This window comes from Gammaproteobacteria bacterium, from assembly GCA_028817225.1.
Lineage (GTDB): Bacteria > Pseudomonadota > Gammaproteobacteria > Poriferisulfidales > Oxydemutatoraceae > Oxydemutator.
This window is the reverse complement of sequence record JAPPQC010000025.1, coordinates 1-5,234: the sequence shown is the minus strand read 5'-3', so window position 1 is coordinate 5,234 and position 5,234 is coordinate 1. Positions and strand designations below refer to the sequence as shown.

Here is a 5,234-nt window from a genome sequence, read left to right as displayed (position 1 = left end):
GACCCGGTCGCCGGCACACTGCCGTCGGCGCCGTGGAGCGCGGATCCTGTCGCCGGGGTGACCTCCGCGACGGCGGGTGATTTTGCCGGGCTTCCGGCGCTGCCGCTGTCGGGCACGGCGACCTTTGCCGCCGGCGCGTCCACCTGGCGGATGGATTTGTCCGTCGCCCGCGACCGCGAGATTGAGCCGGATTTGCGGGGCTTTCAGTTCGCCATCAGCACCGCCGGCATCACCGGCGCTTTCGGCGAAGTCGGCGTGACCGGGACGGTCATCACTGCGGCCATTGAATCCGACCCGGTGCCGTTTATCCAGCCGTCCGTCGTGCCGCGGACGGTGGTGGAGGGCGCCGTGGCGACGCCGACGATGGCCTTTGTGCTGGTGGGCGAGAACGGCCCGGTGGTCTCCGGCGTGCCGGTGATGGTGGACTACCGGCTGAGCGGCGACGCCGATTACGGTGACGACTACCGAATCAGGCACGGCGGCGACATCACCTTCAATGCCGGCACGCGCGGCGGCACGATGACTTTCCCGCCCGGACAGGGCCGGCTGAGCATTGAGTTTGAGCCGGTGGACGACACGCGGGTTGAGAACACCGAGAATGTCATTCTTGAATTGTCCAACGCGCGCCCCCGCACCGAGGCGGCCTTGTCGCCGTCCTCGACCGATAACCGGGCCTCTTTTGACATCACCGACGACGAGAGAATCGCCGTCGTCGCGAAGGCGCGGGAAGCGTCGGTGCTGGAGCCGGCCAACAGCGGCGACGGCCCGGCGGGGAACGGCAGACGCGAGGTGATGTTTGATATCGCCCTTTCCGGCGGCACGCTGGACACCGGCGACAGCCTGACCGTTGACTACATGCTGGAGGGCACGGCCACGCCCGGCGCCGACTACCTCTGCACCGACCCCGCCTCCAACCCCTGCGGCACGGGCACGGTGACTTTCGGCGCCGGCGACACAACGCAAAGCATCACGCTGGCGGTGGTGTGGGACAACTTCGCGGATTTGAGGGAAGACATCTTTGTCACCCTGACCGGTTTTTCCGCGAGCGCGGGCGCCATTTTCCTCGACAACTCGGCCCGCACCGCGACGACCATCCGGCCCGATACGGGCGACATTCTGCGCGTTGAGCCGATTTCCGTGGCGGTCACCGAGGCCGCCACCGATGTCCTGGTGCGTCTGATGCCCATCGCCGCCGGCGCCGACCCGGCGGCCATCCCCGCCAACCTGAACGCGACGGCCACGGTAACCTGGACACTGGGCGCCGGCACGGCGGTGTGGGGCGTCAACCACGGCAGGCCGCACAATTACAGGAGCAGGGTCGGCACCATCACCGTGCCGGCGGGGTGGCCCGGCACGGGCGAAGAGATCGGGGCGGTCATTCCGCTGCTGCAAGACGGCTACAACCGCGTCACCGTGACGGTGGTCGTGATGCTGACCGGCGTCAACGCGCCCGGTTCCGATTTGCGGCTGACGGACGACAGGCAGCGCCACTCCGCGACGCTGAGCATCCGCGACAGCGACCCCGTCATCGTGTCGCTGGGGCCGGTCAACCCGTCGCTGGTGAACGAAAGGGGCACCTTTCCCCCTCGGGCGGGGTTGAAAGGGACCGACACCGCGCACTTCGACATTCTGCTGACGGGCGGCATTCCGACCGAGGCTGTGGTGGTGGATTACCGGTTCACCGGCGGCATCACCGCGGCGGACTTCGCCGACCAGCGGCTGACGCACACGGCCACGATACCCGCAAGCAGCCGCAGCGCCCGGCGCAGTTTCACCGCGCGCCGGGACGATGTCAGCGAGCCGGATGAGACGGTTACGGTGGAGTTGACCGCGGCGCGCACCGCAGCCGACACCCAACTGGCGACGACCGCGTCGCGCATGTCCGCCACAATTCATGGCAACGGGCTTGTGTACGGAGTGAGGGGCGGCACAAGCGCCAACCTGCCGGAAGAAGGCGGCAGCGCCGAGGTGGTTCTCTACCACAGCCCGGGTCGTGGCGCGGATTTTGACGCGCCTTACCGGATTATCCCGTTCGCCGGTGTCAACGGGGGCGCCACCACCGCCGACTACACGGTCCGGCACCCCGCAGGCGCCGCCGGCCCCGGGCAGGGCGACGGCAGCAATGAATACGGCCTGATCAGCCGCGGCGTCCTCAACAGAAATGATTTTCGTGCCCGGCAACCCGGCTTCTTCGGTTTTGATGTCGGCATGAGGATTACCGCGACGCCCGATGTGGATGTGGAAGGCCACGAGAGATTCCGGATTGAGTTTGGCGCGCCTTTCAATGTCGCCCCGCGGCTGCGCGGCATTACGCCTGCATCGGCGGTCGGGGACAGATACGCAAACCGCTACTCGTTCACGATTCTTGAAGACGACCACGCCACACTCTCGATAGAGGCGGATGGCGAATGGACCGAGGGCGGCGACAGCATGACGGTGCATTTCGTCGTCCGCGGCGGACGGATACGGCAGGATTTTCAGGGTGACTACTCGGTGTCCGGCTGCACTTTCACCTGCCAGGCCCGTCCCGCCGCCTCCGGCGATGTCAGGATAGTGAACAATGGCACCGAGAGTTATGACGGGGCTTATGTCAGTTCCTGGTCGGTGGCTCTCCTTTCCCGCGCGCAAGAAAACAACTTGAACCAGGCCGACCATGCCACGGCGCGCATCCGGTGGACGCCCGACATGGACAGCCTTCCCCCCGCAGTCGCCGAGTTCGTCACCATCGCCAACGACCGCCTGAATGTGGTTCTCAGGGACAACGACGACATCACCGTTGACCTCGCCATTTCCACCGGCAGGTACTGGACGCTGTGGGGCGGGACGGCGACCTTCATCGCCACCCTGAACGGCGCCGCCGACGGCTCGGCGGGTGTGATTACGCTGCCGTACGAGTTCAGCGGCGCCGGCGGCGCGGTCGCGGAAGACCTGACGGCGGGCGCGGATGCGGGCACTCCGGGCCGCGGCAATCTGGTCATCCAGCCGGGCGACACCACCGGCGCGGTGGTCTTGCGCCTTGACGCGCGCGCCATGGGCACCGAATCGGTGCGGGTGTCGCTGGGCGAGCCGCAGGTCAGCGCCGCAGGCGGCAGGGTGGCTCTCGGCGACGCCGACCTGACGGTGCTGGCGTCGCCGTCAACGCCGTCGTTTTACACGATTGAGGCCGGCACCACGCCGGACCGCGACGCCGCCGCCGCCGGCGTGCAGGTGCATGAAGGCGACACCGCGACCTTCATCGTCGCCCTCGGCGGCGAGGGCTTCGGCGGCGTTACATCGGTAACCTGGACGGTCGGCGGCGAGGTCGAGGCGTCGGATTACGATGTCGCCAGCGGCACGCTGACCTTCACCGCGGCCAACTGGCAAACGCCGCAGACGGTGCGCATCGGCATCACCGACGAGACGCTGAACGAGGCCACCGAAACGCTGACGCTGATGCTCGGCGATGTCTTCGGCGGCGGCGGCGCCGCCGGCATTCTGACGGCCACCGCCGAAGTCAGCGTCGCGCAGAACGACCCCATCACCTACCGCGTTGAAAACACCTTTGCGGCGGAAGGCACGACGGCGCCGGTCGCCGTGCGCCTGAGCGCGCCGTCGGCGGGCGATGTGACGGTGCCGGTCTCCATTGTCGGCGGCGGCACCGCGAAAGTCCGCCTGCCGGCGCCGCGCGCCGAATACATCCCCGACTACGATGCGCCGCCGCCGGCGATGATCACCGTTCCGGCGTTTGCCATCACCGCGTCGGCGCCGGTAGTCGCCATTGCCGACGACAACTGGAACGAATATGTCGAGACCATCCGCGTCGTGCTGGGCGAGGCCGTGGTTTCCAGCCGCGGCGGTGTCGCGACATTCGCCGCCGGCGGCGCCGGCACGGTGTCCATCGTGGACGACGATGCGGCGGTCGCCCGCATTGAAATAGGCCGCGGCAATCCCCGTCAGCCCGAAGGCCATATACCGTTCTTCCCGGTAACCGTGGACACGCAGTCGGTGGACTTTGTGGCTGTGCCGTTCACAATCATGGGCACGGTGGATGCCGATGACTACGACATTGCCCAGCCCCGTAATTTGGGGCCAAGCGCGACGGGTGGCGAGTTCCGGTTTTATGGCAGGGACGACCGATTCTTTTCGTACCGAACACGCTCGATTATGGTACGAATAAACAACGATCCCTACACCGAGGACGAGGAAACGCTGATTATCGTCCTCGGCACGCCGCGCGCCGCCGGCCCCGGGCGCTTTACGAACAGTTCCGCGACCATCATCATCCCCGCCAGCGACCCCTTGAGCGTCAGCGTCGCGCCTGATGCGCCGACCGTCGCCGAGGGCGCGACGGCGTCGTTCACAGTGTCGCTGAGGGGCGGCATTCCGACCGCCCCGGTGTTTGTGCCGTTCGCGGTTTCCGGCACCGCCGCCGTCGTTGACGACTACAACATCGCGCAGCCGGCGGACCTCGGCGCGCAGGCGACGACCGGCACACTGGTCATCGCCGCCCGCGAGACCGCCGGACAGATTGCGCTGGCGGTGCACAGCGACAACATCGCGGAGGAGGCGGAAACGCTGGTGATTGAACTCGGCACGCCGCGAACGGCAATCGGCAGCGCCTCTCTCGCGCCGCCGGGCGCGATGGGCATGGCCGATCGCGCCGTCACAATCGCCGCCAGCGTCCGGCAGCCGCTGGTCAGCCTGTCGGCGCCGTTCGGGACGGGCGTTGAGGGCACTTCGCAGACCTGGCGGGTGAGCCTTGACCGGGCGCACACAAAAGATGTGGAAGTCTCGTACCGGATTTCGGCGGCGGCGGAGGGCGACAGCGCGTCGGCGGATGACTTTGAACGGGTGCAGGGCGCGGCGGTAACCGCCCTTCCGTTTGCCGGCACTGTCAGGGTTGCGGCGGGCGCGACGCAGGCGTCCATTGTGCTTTTGTACACCGACGACGACGGGTCCGGCGGCGCCGGCGAGCCGGAGGAATACTTTCAGATCAGCCTGACCGGTTTCGGCGGCGACCCCGAACCCGGCGTGCTGTTTGCGGCGACGCTGGACACGGACGGCCCGCAAGTGTCGCGCGGCAGCATTGCCAGCATCGCGCGCTCAATGGCCGGGGTCGCGTCGCACCGGGTTTCGGCGCCCGAAGGCGCGAACGCGGTGTTCTCGATTGTGCTGGACGCGCCCCACGCGGAGGCGACGACGGTGCACTGGACGCTCGGCGGCACCGCGCTGCGGGGCGTGGATTACGGCGGCGC

The 5,234-nt window shown here is 67.9% G+C and carries 1 protein-coding gene; it reads left to right on the top strand.

Features of this window, described 5'->3' with window-relative positions; genetic code table 11:
* Positions 1 to 57: 57 nt before the first annotated feature.
* Positions 58 to 5,234, top strand: a 5,177-nt coding sequence (locus tag OXU50_03260; GenBank protein MDD9868902.1) for a hypothetical protein, incomplete at its 3' end; no start/stop codon positions are given.